Genomic DNA, 15,799 nt, shown 5'->3' on the forward strand with positions numbered 1-15,799 from the left:
CGGGACGTAGCAATCGACTGCCGAAGGTAACCCCGCCCCATGCCGCCCACGCTCGCCTCGCTCATCCAGCACTCGGCGCTCAAGCTCACCGTGCGCGCGGGGGAGGACCGCCTGGACCGCCCGGTGCGCTGGGCCCACGTCAGCGAACTCGCCGACCCCGTCCCGTACATGGAGGGCGGCGAGCTGCTGCTCACCACCGCGATGACGCTGGCCGCCGACGACCCCCAGGCGATGCGCCGCTATGTGCGCCGCCTGGCCAGGGCCGGGGTGGTCGGGCTGGGCTTCGCGATCGGCGTCAACTACGACACCGTGCCGGACGCGCTCCTCGACGCGGCCAGGGAAGAGGGCCTGCCCCTGCTCGAGGTGCCCCGGCGCACCCCGTTCCTCGCCATCTCCAAGGCGGTCTCGGCGGCGATCTCGGCCGAGCAGTACCGCGCGGTGACCGCCGGATTCGAGGCGCAGCGCGAGCTGACCCGGGCCGCGCTCGCCGACGGCCCCGCGGTCCTCGTCGCCAAGCTCGCCGCCCACGTCGACGGCTGGGCCGCGCTGTACGACGCCTCCGGCGACGTGGTGGCCGCCGCCCCCGAGTGGGCCGCTCGCCGAGCCGCCCGGCTCACCGAGGACGTGGCCCGGCTGCGCGAGCGGGCGGCCCCGGCCAGTGCGGTGGTCGGCGGCACCGACGAGGCGTCCGGCGACCGCGTCGAGCTCCAGTCGCTCGGCACCGGGCGCCGGGTGCGCGGCGCGCTCGCCGTCGGCACGGGGGCGCCGCTCGGCACCGCCGAGCGGTACGCGGTGCACTCCGCGGTCGCCCTGCTCACCCTCACCACCGAACGCTCCCGCTCGCTCCAGGCCGCCGAGCAGCGGCTCGGCGCGGCAGTGCTGCGGATGCTCCTCTCCGGTCAGCAGGACCACGCCCGCGCCGTCGCGGGTGATCTGTACGGCGGGCTCCTGGACGCGCCGTTCCGGCTGGTCATCGCCGAACCCGCGAGCGAGGGCGAGGCCGCGGGGCTCGGCGCGCTGACCGAGACCATGGAGTCGGCTGCCGCCCGCGGCGGCGAGACGCTGCTCGTGGTGCCCGAGGCCGGGCGGCTCGTCGTGCTCGCCGCCGACGGCGGCGAGGCCGTCGCCGCCTGTCTGTCCCACGAGAGCGCCGAGGGCGAGGAACTCGTCGTCGGCCTCTCCGCGCCGGCCGGCCCGATCGCCGCGGCCTCCGCGTACAAACAGGCCGAGCAGGCGCTGTCGGTCGCCCGGCGCCGGGGCAAGCCGCTCGTCGAACACGAGGACCTGGTGGCCGGGTCCGTCCTGCCGCTCCTCGCGGACGACGCGGTGCGGGCGTTCGCGGACGGGATGCTGCGCGCCCTGTACGAGCACGACGCGACCGGCCGGGGCGACCTGGTGGCCTCGCTGCGGGCCTGGCTCTCCCGGCACGGCCAGTGGGACGCGGCCGCCGCGGACCTGGGTGTGCACCGGCACACCCTGCGCTACCGGATGCGGCGGGTCGAGGAGATCCTGGGCCGCTCCCTCGACGACCCGGACGTCCGCATGGAGCTGTGGCTGGCCCTGAAGGCGACGTCCTCCCCGGAGTAGCGAGCCCGGTCCACAGCCGCAGCCGGTGTTACTGGGGCTCCGCCCCAGACCCCGTGTCGCGCCGGGAGGGCGCTCGTCCTCAATCGCCGGACGGGCTGAGGTGGCCCGGGATGGGCCGGGGTCGAGCAGTCGGACGGCTGAGGTGGCCTGCACTGGGCATGCCGCCCAGGCCGGCCCACCTGGGGGCGCGGGGAACTGCGCGGGACGCGGGCACGGTCCGCAGGCGAAAGCGGGTTGCCTGGGGCTCCGCCCCAGACCCCGGTTCGCGCCTTGAGGGCGCTCGTCCTCAAACGCCGGACGGGCTGAGGTGGCCCGCGTGGGCCGGGGTCGAGCTGTCGGACGGGCTGAGGTGGCCTGCACTGGGCATGCCGCCCAGGCCAGCCCACCTGGGGGCGCGGGGAACTGCGCGAGACGCGGGCACGGTCCGCAGGAGAAGGCGGGGTTGCTGGGGCTCTGCCGCAGACCTCGTTCTCAATCGGCGGATGGGCTGAGGTGGCCCGCACGGGCCGGGGGCGGGCGACCGGGCAGGCTGAAGATGCCTCGGCTGGGCACCCTGGCAAGGCCAGCCCCGCCAGGGGCGCGGGGAACTCCAAAGCGGCGTAGCCGGGGGCGCCACCACTCCATGCCGGACAAACCCGCACTCCCGCCCCCCGGCCTACGGTGAGGGCATGACTTCTACCCACGCCTTCTGGCTCGCCGGCCGCGAGGCCACCGGCGACGACAGCTTCGATGTCACCTCGCCCTGGGACGGCCGGCTCGTCGCCTCCGTCAGTGTGCCCACCGACAGCCAGGTCGAGGAGGCCGTGGCCGCCGCGCACGCCGTCGTGGAGGAGTTCGCGGCGACCCCGGCACACGTCCGCGCCGCCGCCCTCGACCACGTCTCCAAGCGCCTGGCCGAGCGCACCGAGGAGATCGCCCAGCTGATCTCCGCCGAGAACGGCAAGCCGGTCAAGTGGGCCCGCGGCGAGGTCGGCCGCGCGGTGTCGGTGTTCCGCTTCGCCGCGGAGGAGGCCCGCCGGTTCAACGGCGGCGAGGCCCAGCGCCTGGACACCGACGGCGGCGGCGTGGGCCGGCTCGCCCTGACCCGCCGCTTCCCCAAGGGCGTCGTCCTCGGCATCGCGCCGTTCAACTTCCCGCTCAACCTGTGCGCCCACAAGGTCGCCCCGGCCATCGCGGTGGGCGCCCCGATCGTGCTGAAGCCCGCCCCCGCGACCCCGCTCTCGGGCCTCATCCTCGGCGAGCTGCTCGCCGAGACCGAGCTGCCCGCCGGCTCGTGGAGCATCCTGCCGGTCGCCAACGACAAGATGCCGGCCCTGGTGCAGGACGACCGCCTCCCGGTCATCTCCTTCACCGGCTCCGACAAGGTCGGCTACGCGATCATGGACTCGGTGCCGCGCAAGCACTGCACCCTGGAGCTCGGCGGCAACGGCGCGGCCGTCGTCCTCGCCGACTGGGCCTCCGAGGAGGACCTGGACTGGGCGGCGACCCGCATCGCCACCTTCTCCAACTACCAGGGCGGCCAGTCCTGCATCTCCGTCCAGCGCGTCATCGCGGACGCCGCCGTCTACGACCGGCTGCTCCCGAAGGTCGTCGCCGCGGTCGAGGCGCAGGTCACCGGCGACCCGTCCGACTCCGCCACCGACGTCGGCCCGCTGGTCAGCGAGGACGCCGCCAAGCGCGTCGAGTCGTGGGTCGACGAGGCCGTCGCGGCCGGAGCCACGCTCCTCGCCGGCGGCAAGCGCGACGGCGCCTCCTACGCGCCGACCGTCCTCACCGAGGTCCCGGACACCACCACGCTCGCCTGCGAGGAGGTCTTCGGACCCGTCCTGACCGTGCAGAAGGTGGACGGCGAGGCCGAGGCGTTCGCCGCGGTCAACTCCTCCAAGTACGGCCTCCAGGCAGGCGTGTTCACGCACGACGTCCAGACCGCCTTCCGCGCCCACCGCGCCCTTGAGGTCGGCGGCGTGATCATCGGCGACGTGCCGTCCTACCGGGCCGACCAGATGCCGTACGGCGGAGCCAAGGCCTCCGGCGTCGGCCGCGAGGGCGTCCGCTACGCCATGGACGACTACACCTACGAGCGCGTCCTCGTCCTGACGGGCCTCGCCCTCTAGGACGACGCGAGCCCAGCGCGCCACGAGACCGGCGGCCGGAACCCACTGTGCGGGGGTTCCGGCCGCCGTCGTACGCCCGCGCAGCCGCCGGGGTGGTCCAACTCCCGGGAATCGGGTACATACGGACGGGTAGCACCACCCGGTAACGGGCAGCCGCCCGCACCCGTCAGCCCGCGGCGAGGAGAACCCCTCTATGACCGCACCACAGCACACGCCCAAGGTCTCCGAGCGCGAGGCGCGCCAGGTCGCCGAGGCCGCACGCGAGCAGGACTGGCGCAAGCCCAGCTTCGCGAAGGAACTCTTCCTCGGCCGGCTGCGCCTCGATCTGATCCACCCGCATCCCCAGCCCGCCCCCGACGACGTGGAGCGCGGCGAGGCCTTCCTCGCGAAGCTGCGCGACTTCTGCGAGACCCGCGTCGACGGCCGGCTCATCGAGCGCGAGTCGCGGATCCCCGACGACGTCGTGAACGGGCTCAAGGAGCTCGGCGCGCTCGGCATGAAGATCGACACCAAGTACGGCGGCCAGGGCCTGACGCAGGTCTACTACAACAAGGCGCTGATGCTCGCCGGTTCGGCGAGCCCCGCGATCGGCGCGCTGCTCTCCGCGCACCAGTCGATCGGCGTGCCCCAGCCGCTGAAGCTGTTCGGCACCCAGGAGCAGAAGGACACCTTCCTGCCGCGGTGCGCCCGTACCGACATCTCCGCCTTCCTGCTCACCGAGCCCGACGTGGGCTCCGACCCGGCCCGGCTCGCCACCGCCGCGGTGCCGGACGGCGACGACACGTACGTCCTGGACGGCGTGAAGCTGTGGACCACCAACGGGGTCGTCGCCGACCTGCTCGTCGTGATGGCCCGGGTGCCGAAGTCCGAGGGCCACAAGGGCGGCATCACGGCCTTCGTCGTGGAGGCGGATTCGCCGGGCGTCACCGTCGAGAACCGCAATGTGTTCATGGGCCTGCGCGGCATCGAGAACGGCGTCACCCGCTTCCACCAGGTACGCGTCCCCGCCGCCAACCGGATCGGCCCCGAGGGCTCCGGTCTCAAGATCGCCCTGACCACCCTCAACACCGGCCGGCTCTCGCTGCCCGCGATGTGCGTCGGCAGCGGCAAGTGGTGTCTGAAGATCGCCCGCGAATGGGCGGGCGTACGCGAACAGTGGGGCCGCCCCGTCGCCCGGCACGAGGCGGTCGGAGCGAAGATCTCCTTCATCGCCGCGACCACCTTCGCCCTGGAAGCCATGACGGACCTCTCGGCGCAGATGGCCGACGAGGACCGCAACGACATCCGGATCGAGGCCGCCCTCGCCAAGCTGTACGGCTCCGAGATGGGCTGGCTCATGACGGACGAGCTGGTCCAGATCCGCGGCGGCCGCGGCTTCGAGACCGCCGACTCCCTCGAAGCGCGCGGCGAGCGGCCCGTCCCCGCCGAGCAGATGCTCCGCGACATGCGCATCAACCGGATCTTCGAGGGCTCCACCGAGATCATGCACCTGCTGATCGCCCGCGAGGCGGTCGACGCCCATCTGTCGGTGGCCGGCGACCTCATCGACCCCGACAAGACGCTCCAGGACAAGGCGAAGGCGGGCGCCAACGCGGCCGGCTTCTACGCCAAGTGGCTCCCCAAGCTGGTCGCGGGACCGGGTCAACTGCCCAACGCGTACAGCGAGTTCGGGCCACTGGCCCAGCATCTGCGCTACGCCGAGCGCGCCGCCCGCAAACTGGCGCGCTCCACGTTCTACGCGATGTCCCGCTGGCAGGGCCGGATGGAGACCAAGCAGGGCTTCCTCGGCCGGATCGTCGACATCGGCGCCGAGCTGTTCGCGATGAGCGCGGCCTGCGTACGGGCCGAGCACCTGCGGGCCACCGGCGGCAACGGCCGCGAGGCCGTTCAGCTGGCCGACACCTTCTGCCGCCAGTCCCGCATCCGTGTCGAGGAGCTCTTCACCCGGCTGTGGAGCAACACCGACGACCTCGACCGCAAGGTCGTCGACGAGGTCCTGGCCGGCGCGTACACCTGGCTGGAGCAGGGCGTCATCGACCCCTCGGGCGAAGGCCCCTGGATCGCGGACGCCACCCCGGGACCGGCCCGACGGGACAACGTCCACCGCCCCATCCGCTGATCCGGTACGCGGCCGGGGCGCCGGAGCGGCTCGTTCCGCCCCGGCGCCCCGCCCCCGCCGGGCCCCGCGCGGGCGCACCCCGCGCACTCATCCCGGTCTTATTGACAGGAGCGCTGTCCGGACGCACAGCCGATGCGGCAACAATGGGGGCATGAGCGACAGCCCAGCCCCCCTCGCCGACCCCCACATCGCCTTCGATCCGGCCGAAGGCCGACGCGATGTGGTCGTCCTCGGATCCACCGGGTCCATCGGAACCCAGGCCATCGACCTGGTCCTGCGCAACCCCGACCGCTTCCGTGTGACCGCGCTCTCCGCGGCCGGCGGCCGGGTCGGGCTCCTGGCCGAGCAGGCCCGGCGGCTCTCGGTCCGCACCGTCGCGGTGGCGCGCGAGGACACCGTGCCCGCGCTGCGCGAGGCGCTGGCGGCGCAGTACGGCGGCGAGCCGCTCCCCGAGATCCTGGCCGGGCCCGACGCGGCCACCGAACTCGCCGCGTCGCCCTGCCACACCGTCCTCAACGGAATCACCGGCTCCATCGGGCTCGCCCCGACGCTCGCGGCGCTCTCGGCCGGCCGCACCCTCGCGCTCGCCAACAAGGAGTCGCTGATCGTCGGCGGCCCGCTCGTCAAGGCGCTCGCCGGACCCGGCCAGATCATCCCCGTCGACTCCGAGCACGCCGCGCTCTTCCAGGCCCTGGCCGCCGGCAAGCGCTCCGACGTGCGCAAGCTCGTCGTCACCGCGTCCGGCGGGCCCTTCCGCGGCCGTACCAAGGACGAACTCGCCGACGTCACCCCCGCCGACGCGCTCGCCCACCCCACCTGGGCGATGGGCCCCGTCATCACCGTCAACTCGGCGACCCTCGTCAACAAGGGCCTCGAAGTGATCGAGGCCCACCTGCTCTACGACATCCCGTTCTCGCGCATCGAGGTCGTCGTCCACCCCCAGTCCTACGTCCACTCGATGGTGGAGTTCACCGACGGGTCCACGCTCGCCCAGGCCACCCCGCCCGACATGCGGGGCCCCATCGCGATCGGGCTCGGCTGGCCCCAGCGGGTGCCCGACGCGGCCCCGGCCTTCGACTGGACCAAGGCCTCGACCTGGGAGTTCTACCCGCTCGACCCCGAGGCCTTCCCCTCGGTGGGACTCGCCCGGCACGTGGGGGAGCTGGGCGGGACGGCTCCGGCGGTGTTCAATGCCGCGAACGAGGAGTGCGTGGACGCGTTCCTCGCCGGGCGGCTCCCGTTCAACGGGATCATGGAGACGGTGACGGAGGTCGTCACGGAACACGGAACGCCGCGGGCGGGAACTTCCCTCACGGTCTCGGACGTCCTGGAAGCGGAGACCTGGGCACGCACCCGGGCCCGCGAACTCGCGGTGAAGGCGACAGCGGAGGCACGCGCATGACGATCCTGTTGACGGTCCTCGGCATAGTGCTCTTCGCCGTCGGGCTGCTCATCTCCATCGCCTGGCACGAGCTCGGCCACCTCTCCACGGCCAAGCTCTTCGGCATCCGCGTGCCCCAGTACATGGTCGGCTTCGGCCCCACCATCTGGTCGCGCAAGAAGGGCGACACGGAGTACGGCATCAAGGCGGTCCCGGCCGGCGGCTACATCCGCATGATCGGCATGTTCCCGCCCGGCGCCGACGGCCGCATCGAGGCGCGGTCCACCTCGCCGTTCCGCGGCATGGTCGAGGACGCGCGGGCGGCGGCCTTCGAGGAGCTCCAGCCCGGCGACGAGGACCGGCTCTTCTACACGCGCAAGCCCTGGAAGCGCGTCATCGTGATGTTCGCCGGCCCGTTCATGAACCTGATCCTCGCCGTCGCGATCTTCCTCAGCGTGCTCATGGGCTTCGGCATGGCCGCCGAGACCACCCAGGTCGCCGGCGTCCAGAAGTGCGTGATCGCGGGGAACGAGAACCGCACCACCTGCAAGGCGGGCGACAAGGTGTCGCCCGCCGAGGCCGCCGGTCTGAAGGTCGGCGACAAGATCGTCGCGTTCGACGGCACCCCCGTGAAGGACTGGTCCGACCTCTCCGACCGCATCCGCGAGACCATCGGCCCGGCCACCGTCACCGTGGAACGCGCGGGACAGCAGGTCACCCTGCACGCCACGCTCGCCAAGAACATGGTGGTGAAGAAGGACGCCGACGGGCAGGCCGTCCCCGACCAGTACGTGCCGGCCGGCTACCTCGGCTTCTCGCCCAAGTCGGAGATCAAGCCCCTCACCTTCGGCGAGTCCGTCAACCGCATGGGCGACATGGTGGAGAACGGCGTGCACTCCATCGTCGCGCTGCCCGGCAAGATCCCCGACCTGTGGAACGCGGCCTTCGACGGCGGCGAGCGCAAGGCCGACTCCCCGGTCGGCGTGGTCGGCGCGGCCCGCCTCAGCGGCGAGGTGCTCAACCTCCACGCCCCGACGCAGAACATCATCGCGACGTTCCTGTTCCTGCTCGGGGGCTTCAACCTGTCGCTGTTCCTCTTCAACATGCTGCCGCTGCTGCCCCTGGACGGCGGCCACATCGCCGGCGCCCTGTGGGAGTCGCTGCGCCGCACCGTGGCGCGGGTCCTCAAGCGCCCCGACCCGGGCGCGTTCGACGTGGCGAAGCTGATGCCGGTGGCGTACGTGGTGGCGGGGATCTTCATCTGCTTCACGCTGCTGGTCCTGGTGGCGGACGTGGTGAATCCGGTGAAACTCACCTGACCCGACGGCGAGGGGCGGTCCGGGCCGACGACGGTCCCGGGCCGCCCCTTCGCGTGAACTCCGGGGGCACCGTGCACCCGGGGCCCTCCGGGTGACGTAACCTCGAAGGCTGGAGCCCGCCGATCTCGGGACCTTGATCCACACCTTGGGGTTGCACAGCAGATGACTGCGATTTCACTGGGAATGCCGGACGTGCCGACCAGGCTCGCCGTGCGTCGCAAGAGCCGTCAGATCCAGGTCGGCTCGGTGGCGGTCGGCGGGGACGCGCCGGTCTCGGTCCAGTCGATGACCACCACGCGTACGTCCGACATCGGTGCGACGCTGCAGCAGATCGCCGAGCTGACGGCGTCCGGTTGCCAGATCGTGCGCGTGGCCTGCCCCACGCAGGACGACGCGGACGCGCTGGCCACGATCGCCCGGAAGTCGCAGATCCCGGTGATCGCCGACATCCACTTCCAGCCGAAGTACGTCTTCGCGGCGATCGACGCCGGGTGCGCCGCGGTGCGCGTGAACCCCGGCAACATCAAGCAGTTCGACGACAAGGTCCGCGAGATCGCCCTCGCGGCGAAGGACGCGGGCACCCCGATCCGCATCGGCGTCAACGCCGGTTCGCTCGACGCGCGCCTGCTGAAGAAGTACGGCAAGGCGACGCCCGAGGCGCTGGTCCAGTCGGCGCTGTGGGAGGCGTCCCTCTTCGAGGAGCACGGCTTCCGCGACATCAAGATCTCGGTCAAGCACAACGACCCGGTCGTCATGGTCAACGCCTACCGGCAGCTCGCCGCGCAGTGCGACTACCCGCTCCACCTCGGTGTGACCGAGGCGGGCCCGGCGTTCCAGGGCACGATCAAGTCGGCCGTGGCGTTCGGCGCGCTGCTCGCCGAGGGCATCGGTGACACCATCCGCGTCTCGCTCTCCGCCCCGCCGGCGGAGGAGATCAAGGTCGGCATCCAGATCCTGGAGTCGCTCAACCTGCGCCAGCGCCGCCTGGAGATCGTCTCCTGCCCGTCCTGCGGGCGCGCCCAGGTCGACGTGTACAAGCTGGCTGAGGAGGTCACGGCGGGCCTTGAGGGCATGGAGGTCCCGCTGCGGGTCGCCGTCATGGGCTGCGTCGTGAACGGCCCCGGCGAGGCCCGCGAGGCGGACCTCGGCGTCGCCTCGGGCAACGGCAAGGGTCAGATCTTCGTCAAGGGCGAGGTCATCAAGACGGTGCCGGAGTCGAAGATCGTGGAGACGCTGATCGATGAGGCGATGAAGATCGCGGAGCAGATGGAGAAGGACGGCATCGCCTCCGGCGAGCCCCAGGTCTCCGTAGCGGGCTGACCCCGGTCCCCCGGGGCGGGGCCCCCTCCCCGGGGCCGCCCGCCCATGCGGGCCACCTCCGCCCGCCCGGCTGCGCGGCCCCGGCCCATGCGGGCCGCCTCAGCCTGTCCGGCGTTTGGGGACGAGCGCCTTTCGGGCGCGATTGGGGTCTGGGGCGGAGCCCCAGGACACCCCGCCTTCGGCTGCGGACCGTGCTCGCGTCTCGCGCAGTTCCCCGCGCCCCTAGCGGGGTCGGCCTGGGCGGCATGCTCATCTCAGGCGACCCCGGTTTCGTCTGCGGATCGTGGTCGCTTCTCGCGCAGTTCCCCGCGCCCCCGTAGGGCACTCGCTCCATGGGGCCCGGGGTCGAGGGGGCGGAGCCCCGGGGCGTGGGGGTTGTGTCGGCGGGTACAGTGCGGAGATCAGCAGACCGTACCGTGAGGCCCCCTCGTGTTGACGCAGACCACCACCCGGGTCCTCGAACCCGGCGACCTCGGCGCGGCGCTCGCCATCCTGGAGAGCGACCCGGTCGCCAACGCCTTCGTGACGTCCCGCGTGCAGATCGCCGGCCTCGACCCCTGGCGGCTCGGCGGCGAGATGTGGGGCTGGTACGCCGACGGCAGGCTCCGCTCGCTGTGCTACTCCGGAGCCAACCTCGTACCGATCTGCGCCACCCCCGAGGCGGTACGTTCCTTCGCCGACCGCGCCCGCCGCACCGGCCGCCGCTGCTCCTCGATCGTCGGCCCCGCCGAGCCCACCGCCGAGCTGTGGCGGCTGCTCGAACCGCACTGGGGCCCCGCCCGCGACGTACGCCCGAACCAGCCGCTCATGGTCGCCGAGCGGATGCCCGACTCCATCGCGCCCGACCCCTACGTCCGCCGCATCCGCAAGGACGAGATGGACGTGATCATGCCGGCCTGTGTCGCCATGTTCACCGAGGAGGTCGGCGTCTCCCCGCTCGCCGGCGACGGCGGCCTGCTCTACCAGGCCCGCGTCGCCGAACTCGTCGGCTCGGGGCGCTCGTTCGCCCGTATCGAGGACGGCAAGGTCGTCTTCAAGGCCGAGATCGGCGCCGCCACCAACCAGGCCTGCCAGATCCAGGGCGTGTGGGTCGCCCCCGAACACCGCGGCAAGGGCTTCTCCGCCACCGGCATGGCGGCCGTCCTGCGGTACGCCCTCGCGGACGTCGCCCCGGTCGTCAGCCTCTACGTGAACGACTTCAACGCCCCCGCCCGCGCCTGCTACCGACGGGTCGGTTTCCGTGAGACCGGGGCGTTCATGAGCGTGCTGTTCTGAGCCCGCTGTTCTGAGGTTAGGGTGCGCCCATGGCTCCTGACTCTGACGTGACCGTCGGCCCCCTCGACCTCGCGGCCCGCGTGGACGAGGCGCTCGCCGTGCAGGCCGTCGCCTTCGGCCTGGGCGCCGACGAGGTCGCGGTACGCCGCCACATCGTGTTGCGGCACCTCACCTACCCGGGAGCCAGGGCGTTCGGTGCGACCACGTCCGACGGGCGCCTGGTGGGCTTCGTGTACGGGATGCCCAACGACCGCACCCACTGGTGGTCCACCGTCGTCGAGCCCTACCTGCGCAACAACGCCGCCGACGGCTGGCTCGACGACGCGTTCGTCATCACCGAGCTGCACGTCCACCCCGGCTTCCAGGGCCGGGGCCTGGGCCGGGGGCTCATCACCACCATCACCGGCACCGCCACCGAGCCCCGCTCGATCCTCTCCGCGATCGACACGGAGAGCCCCGCCCGCGCGCTGTACCGCGCCCTCGGCTACGTCGACCTCGCCTGCCGGGTCCAGTTCCCGAGCGCGGCACGGCCGTACGCCGTGATGGGCGCGCCCCTTCCGCTGCTGCGCAGGGAGCCCACGAGGTAAACGGATTTCCGCGCACTCGGGCCGCCCGGCTAACCTCCAGGCATCACCCCGTGCACGTACAGGAGAGAAATCCATGGCAGCCGCCCAGGTTCAGCGCATGTCCCGTCTGATGGCCAAGACATTGCGCGACGACCCGGCGGACGCCGAGACGCTCAGCCACAAGCTCCTCGTCCGCGCCGGGTACGTGCGCCGCAACGCGGCCGGCATCTGGACGTGGCTGCCCCTCGGCAAGAAGGTGCTCGACAACATCTCCACCGTCGTACGCGAGGAGATGGACGCCATCGGCGCCCAGGAGGTCCTGCTGCCGGCGCTGCTGCCCAAGGACGCGTACGAGGCGAGCGGGCGCTGGGAGGAGTACGGCGACCTGCTGTTCCGCCTCAAGGACCGCAAGGGCGGCGAGTACCTGCTCGGCCCGACCCACGAAGAGGTCTTCACCCAGACGGTCAAGGACCAGTGCACGTCCTACAAGGACCTGCCGGTGATGCTCTACCAGATCCAGACCAAGTACCGCGACGAGGCCCGCCCCCGCTCCGGGGTGCTGCGCGGCCGCGAGTTCCAGATGAAGGACTCGTACTCCTTCGACACCACCGACGAGGGTCTCGCCGAGTCGTACGCCCTGCACCGCGCCGCCTACCAGAAGATCTTCGCGCGGCTCGGGCTCGACTACCGCATCGTCTCCGCGGTCTCGGGCGCGATGGGCGGCTCGGCCTCCGAGGAGTTCCTGGCCCCGGCCGCCGCGGGCGAGGACACCTTCGTGGACTGCCCGGCGTGCGACTACGCGGCGAACACCGAGGCCGTGACCTTCGTGGCCGCGCCCGTCGACGGCTCCGCGCACGGCCCCGTCGAGGAGCTGGCCACCCCCGACACCCCCACCATCGAGTCCCTCGCCGCGCACCTCGGCGTCCCGGCCTCCGCCACCCTGAAGAACCTCCTGGTCAAGGTCGACGGCGAGATCGTCGCCGTGGGCGTGCCCGGCGACCGCGAGGTGGACCTCGGCAAGCTCGGCGAGCACCTCGCGCCGGCCGTCGTGGAGCTCGTGACGGCCGAGGACTTCGAGGACCGCCCCGACCTCGTACGCGGCTACGTCGGCCCGCAGGGCCTGGAGAAGGTCCGCTACATCGCCGACCCGCGCGTCGCGCCCGGCACGGCGTGGATCACCGGGGCGAACAAGGCGGACACGCACGTGCGCAACGTGGTGTGCGGCCGCGACTTCGAGGTCGACGACCACCTCGACGTCGTCGTGGTCGAGGAGGGCGACCCCTGCCCGTCCTGCGGCGCCGGGCTCACCCTCGACCGCGCGATCGAGATCGGCCACATCTTCCAGCTGGGCCGCAAGTACGCCGACACCTTCCAGCTCGACGTCCTCGGCAAGGAGGGCAAGCCGGTGCGGGTCACGATGGGCTCGTACGGCATCGGCGTCTCCCGCGCGGTGGCGGCGCTCGCCGAGCAGACGGCGGACGACAAGGGGCTGTGCTGGCCCGCCGAGATCGCCCCGGCCGACGTGCACGTCGTCGCGGCGGGCAAGGCGGCGCAGATCGAGGCGGCGCTCGACGCGGCGGAGCAGCTGCGCGCGGCGGGGCTGCGGGTGCTGGTCGACGACCGGGCCGGTGTCTCGCCCGGCGTGAAGTTCACCGACGCCGAGCTGATCGGCGTGCCGCAGATCCTGGTCGCCGGGCGCCGCGTCGCGGAGGGTGTCTTCGAGCTGAAGGACCGCCGCACGGGGGAGCGCGAGGAGCTGCCGCTGGCCGAGGCGATCGCCCGCCTCACCGCCTGACGGCGCCGTCACCGCGCCCCGGGCCGCCCGCCCTTGGCAGGGCGGCCCCGCTTTCGAGTGCGGATCGTGCTCGCTTCTCGCGCAGTTCCCCGCGCCCCTGAGGTACTCGATGCCGGGCAGCATCGGCGACCTCAGCCCGTCCGGCGTTTGAGGACGAGGGCCCTTCATGGCGCGGATGGGGTCTGGGGCGGAGCCCCCGGCAACCCTGCTTTTGTCTGCGGGTCGTGCGGGGCTGGTCGCGCAGTTCCCCGCGCCCCTCAGCTACTCGGCGGTGACCGGCGTCAGAGCCACGTGGCGAATTCCAGGAGGAGTTCCGCGTCCTGGTCGCGCCCGGCCACCCGCGCCCGCAAGCCCGACTCCACCGCGCGGAACAACGTCCACCCGTGCAGCCGCGCCGGGTCCACGTCCAGCGAGTCCGCCAGTTTGTTGACCCGGCGGCGCGCCGCGGACGCCCCGCTCGGCGCCGCGATCAGGTCCTCCACCCGGTCCCGTACCAGCCGCGCCAGATCGTAGGCCCGCTCACCCACCAGCGGCTCCGGCCCCACCGTCAGCCACGGCGCCCGCTCGCCCGAAAGCACCTTGCTCTGGCGGAAGTTGCCGTGCAGCAGCAGCGACTCGCCCGCCGACACGACCAGTTCGTCCCGCGCGGACAGTGCCGCCCCGACCAGCGCGGCCAGTTCGGGGTCCTGCGGCGCCCGCATCGGCACGCTCTGGCGCTCGGTGCGCTCGGCCACCGTCTCGAAGGCGTGACCGCCGGGAGGCTCGACCCACAGCCGGCGTACCGTACCGGCCGCCTCCAGGAGCGCCTTCGCCTCGGGCAGCGAGCGCAGCGACACCTCCGGGTGCAGCCGCTCCACGAGCAGCGCGCCGTCGTCGCCCTCGCCGCCGTCCTCCAGCAGCTGCGCCGCGCCCCAGCCGTTCCAGTGCGCGAGGGCCGCCCGCTCCAGGTCGGGACGGGCGAAGGCGGGGGCGACCTTGAGGGCGGCGGGGGCACCGTCCGGCCGGCGTACGAGGGCGACCAGGCTGGAGCGCCCGCCGGGAGCCTGCACCCGGTCGACGGCGAGCCCGCGCCGCGCGGCCGCGTCCGCCGCCAGCTGCGGCAGCCTGCCGAGCCAGGGCCCGGCCAGCTCGTCGCCGTACGTCTCGCCGAGCGCGCGCACCAGCCGCTCAGGCGGTTCGAAACCCATACGTGTATTGCCCCTTGCTCAGGTACTGGCCGGTGGAACTCAGGTACTGGCCGGCGGGACCGGCGCACTCGGGCGCTCCGCGAGCCCAGGAAAGGCTACGCTCCCGCCCCGCCAGCGCACGGCCCGCACCGCGGCCTCCCGCAGCGCGGCCGCCGCGTCCCGGCGCAGCGCCCCCTCGGCGGAGCGCACGAGGTCGGCGTAGACGCCGCCGACCCGGTCCTCCAGGTCTGCGGCGAGCCGCAGCGCGGACGCCGCGTCGGGCACGGCGAACGGCAGGGCGTACGCGGCGGCCGAGGCCACCGGTGATCCGCCGAGGTCACGCACCGTACGGGCCAGCGCGTCGCGGCGGGAGCGGTGCGCGGTGGCGGCCTCGTGTGCCTCGGTGGCGCGGGCGCCGGAGAGCCGCCCGCCGAGCGCACCGTACCCGTACACCGCCGCGTGTTCGGCGGCCAGCGCGGCCTGCGCCGCGTCCAGGGGCTCGGCCATCAGGCACCCCCGGTGAGGAGATAGGCGTGGGCGGCGCCGGACGCCGACACCGAGGCGAGCAGCCGCGCGAGCTCCGGCGGCGCGGTGGCCAGTGCCGTCAACTGGGCGTCGGAGGTGCGGCGTTCGGCGTCCGCGAGCTCCTTGACCGCCTCGTCGGCGTCGGAGGGCACCGTCGACACCGCGGCCGGTGCGGCCGAGGCGGCCGGGGCGGCCGGGGAGGGGGGCGCCGTGGTGGGGGAGGCGGCGGGGGCCGGCGCCGCCGCGAGCGCCGTGACGTGCTGGGCGGCCTGGTCGCGCAGCGGCGCGAGCCGGGGCCGCAGCGCCGGGTGCATCGCGAGGACCGCGTCGTACTGCGCGACGAGCGCCCGGCTCGCGGCCGAGGTCCTGGCGCGCAGCGCCGTCTCCGCGCGGAGCGCCGCCTCGCGGGCCCCCGTGCCGCCGCGGCCGGCCGGCTCCTGCGAGCAGCCGGTCAGGAGTCCTGCCGCCGTCGCGCCCGTCACGGCCAGCACACGCCGTCGTGTGGTCCCCGGATGCCCCACGTGTCACTCCTCGCGTGCCGGTCCGCCGGTGACCGAGTGATCACCGCAGGCGAGCGTACCCGCGGGCCCGGGGCCGTGGACGGCAACACCCTTCCGGACCGGATACCCTTT

The 15,799-nt window shown here is 73.2% G+C and carries 12 protein-coding genes; 9 read left to right on the forward strand and 3 right to left on the reverse strand.

All coding sequences use genetic code 11. The annotated features are described in order from the left end of the window. Window positions 1–39 precede the first annotated feature (39 nt). The 9 genes from OOJ98_RS22290 to OOJ98_RS22330 all read left to right on the forward strand — a co-directional run bounded on the left by OOJ98_RS22290 (window position 40) and on the right by OOJ98_RS22330 (window position 13,476). Complete coding sequence (locus OOJ98_RS22290; RefSeq protein ID WP_267056698.1) at window positions 40–1,587, forward strand: PucR family transcriptional regulator; 1,548 nt, start codon at window positions 40–42, stop codon at window positions 1,585–1,587. A gap of 668 nt (window positions 1,588–2,255) precedes the next feature. Further along, window positions 2,256–3,701: an aldehyde dehydrogenase family protein gene (locus OOJ98_RS22295; RefSeq protein WP_267056699.1), complete on the forward strand. Its 1,446-nt coding sequence runs from the start codon at window positions 2,256–2,258 to the stop codon at window positions 3,699–3,701. A gap of 193 nt (window positions 3,702–3,894) precedes the next feature. Next, window positions 3,895–5,820: an acyl-CoA dehydrogenase family protein gene (locus OOJ98_RS22300; RefSeq protein ID WP_267056700.1), complete on the forward strand. Its 1,926-nt coding sequence runs from the start codon at window positions 3,895–3,897 to the stop codon at window positions 5,818–5,820. A gap of 151 nt (window positions 5,821–5,971) precedes the next feature. After that, window positions 5,972–7,222 carry a 1-deoxy-D-xylulose-5-phosphate reductoisomerase gene (gene dxr, locus OOJ98_RS22305; RefSeq protein ID WP_267056701.1) on the forward strand — a complete coding sequence of 417 codons (1,251 nt, stop codon included), beginning with the start codon at window positions 5,972–5,974 and terminating at the stop codon, window positions 7,220–7,222. Next, complete coding sequence (locus tag OOJ98_RS22310) at window positions 7,219–8,520, forward strand: RIP metalloprotease (protein WP_267056702.1); 1,302 nt, start codon at window positions 7,219–7,221, stop codon at window positions 8,518–8,520. The genes dxr and OOJ98_RS22310 overlap by 4 nt, the downstream gene beginning before the upstream one ends. Window positions 8,521–8,682: 162 nt before the next feature. Further along, window positions 8,683–9,840, forward strand: coding sequence for a flavodoxin-dependent (E)-4-hydroxy-3-methylbut-2-enyl-diphosphate synthase (ispG, locus tag OOJ98_RS22315; protein ID WP_267056703.1), 1,158 nt, complete (start codon window positions 8,683–8,685; stop codon window positions 9,838–9,840). Window positions 9,841–10,269: 429 nt separating this feature from the next. Then, a complete protein-coding gene (locus tag OOJ98_RS22320; protein WP_267056704.1) occupies window positions 10,270–11,115 on the forward strand; it encodes a GNAT family N-acetyltransferase in 846 nt (281 codons plus the stop codon). Between the two features lie 29 nt (window positions 11,116–11,144). After that, window positions 11,145–11,702, forward strand: coding sequence for a GNAT family N-acetyltransferase (locus tag OOJ98_RS22325; protein ID WP_267056705.1), 558 nt, complete (start codon window positions 11,145–11,147; stop codon window positions 11,700–11,702). Window positions 11,703–11,775: 73 nt separating this feature from the next. Further along, window positions 11,776–13,476, forward strand: a complete 1,701-nt coding sequence (locus OOJ98_RS22330; protein ID WP_267056706.1) for a proline--tRNA ligase — start codon at window positions 11,776–11,778, stop codon at window positions 13,474–13,476. A 281-nt stretch (window positions 13,477–13,757) separates the two neighbouring features. Here the strand turns inward: OOJ98_RS22330 and OOJ98_RS22335 are convergent, their stop codons facing one another. The 3 genes from OOJ98_RS22335 to OOJ98_RS22345 are packed head-to-tail and all read right to left on the reverse strand — an operon-like array spanning window position 13,758 to window position 15,688. Continuing rightward, window positions 13,758–14,663, reverse strand: a complete 906-nt coding sequence (locus tag OOJ98_RS22335; RefSeq protein WP_267056707.1) for an aminoglycoside phosphotransferase family protein — start codon at window positions 14,661–14,663, stop codon at window positions 13,758–13,760. Window positions 14,664–14,702: 39 nt separating this feature from the next. Further along, on the reverse strand, window positions 14,703–15,149 hold the full coding sequence (locus tag OOJ98_RS22340) for a ferritin-like domain-containing protein (RefSeq protein WP_267056708.1): 447 nt from the start codon (window positions 15,147–15,149) through the stop codon (window positions 14,703–14,705). Further along, window positions 15,149–15,688 carry a hypothetical protein gene (locus tag OOJ98_RS22345; RefSeq protein WP_267056709.1) on the reverse strand — a complete coding sequence of 180 codons (540 nt, stop codon included), beginning with the start codon at window positions 15,686–15,688 and terminating at the stop codon, window positions 15,149–15,151. The genes OOJ98_RS22340 and OOJ98_RS22345 overlap by 1 nt, the downstream gene beginning before the upstream one ends. Window positions 15,689–15,799 lie beyond the last annotated feature (111 nt).

The organism is Streptomyces sp. NBC_00083, from assembly GCF_026343295.1.
Classification (GTDB): domain Bacteria; phylum Actinomycetota; class Actinomycetes; order Streptomycetales; family Streptomycetaceae; genus Streptomyces.